The organism is Streptomyces macrosporus, assembly GCF_039533145.1.
Classification (GTDB): Bacteria; Actinomycetota; Actinomycetes; order Streptomycetales; family Streptomycetaceae; genus Streptomyces; species Streptomyces macrosporus.
On record NZ_BAAASZ010000043.1, the window covers coordinates 35605 to 36644 of the forward strand.

Sequence of the window (1040 nt, forward strand, 5' to 3'; positions counted from 1 at the left end):
ACGGGGCCGACGGGCGGTCGGCGAGTGCCGGCGCCTGCGGGACGGTGACCGGCAGGGGCCGCGCCGGTGCGGCGGCGGCCGGGGCTGCGGCCGGGGCGACCGTTCCGGGGCCCGTGCGGGGCGGCGCGGGCCGGACGACCGGGACGCGCTGGACGGATGCCGGGGAACCGGCCCTTCCGGCGCGCGGGTTCCCCGGTCCGGGGTGCGCGGTCGCGGCCCGCCGGCCGCGAGGCGGCGCCGGGGCGATCGCGGACGGGCTCGGCGCCGGATCGCCCTGGGGGGCGGCCAGTGCGCCGGCCCGGCGCACCGCCACCACGGGACGGTCGCCGGAGCGGGAGGCGGCGGGCGGCGCCACCCCTTCCGGAGCCCGGGTGTTCAGGGTGAGCGGACGCGCGGCGAGCAGCGAGAGGGTGCGGGGCGCCGCCGGGGCGGAGCGCGCTCCGGGACGGGTCACGGTGAGGGGGTGCGGGCCGGCCCCACCAGGGGTCCGGACGCCTCCGGTGCTTTCGGCCGCGGCCCGGGCGACGACGACCGGGCCCGGTGCGGCGGGGTCTGGGGGCCGTGGTCCGCCGGGGCCCGGCCCGCCGGGCGTCGCGCCGGGGCGTGACGCGTTCCCCACCGGGCCTGCCGAGCCTTCCGGGCCCGCGGTGCCGTCCGGCGCCGGACGGCGGGGCGCGGCGGCCGGGGGCGGCGTCACCACCGGTGTGGCGGGCCCGTCTCCGTGGTCCGTGGGGCCGGGCGACGCGGCGCCCTCGGCGGGGGAGCGGTCCGCGAGGCGACGTTGGACGGTGCCCGTCCCGAGCAGCGGCGCGTTCGCTCCGCTCCCGTCCGGCGCGAGGGGTGTGGTACGCGGTGCGGTCCCGGTGGGCGTCGGGTCGTGATCCGTCGTGGGCGACGCCGGAGAGGCTCCGGACCTCCGGTCCTGACGTGCCGGAGCGGGCCGGGCGTCCGGGCCGGGCGCCGTGCGGGAGGCGCGGGCACCGGACGCCGCGGGACCGCGCGGCTCGGCGCTCGGCGGCAGCGCGGACAGCGGCGCGCCC

Annotated in this window: 1 pseudogene; it reads right to left on the reverse strand. The window is 83.8% G+C overall.

Going from position 1 to position 1040, the window contains the following annotated elements:
- Positions 1–454 (reverse strand): annotated as a pseudogene (locus ABD335_RS27470) (hypothetical protein); the annotation flags it as partial.
- Positions 455–1040: the final 586 nt, after the last annotated feature.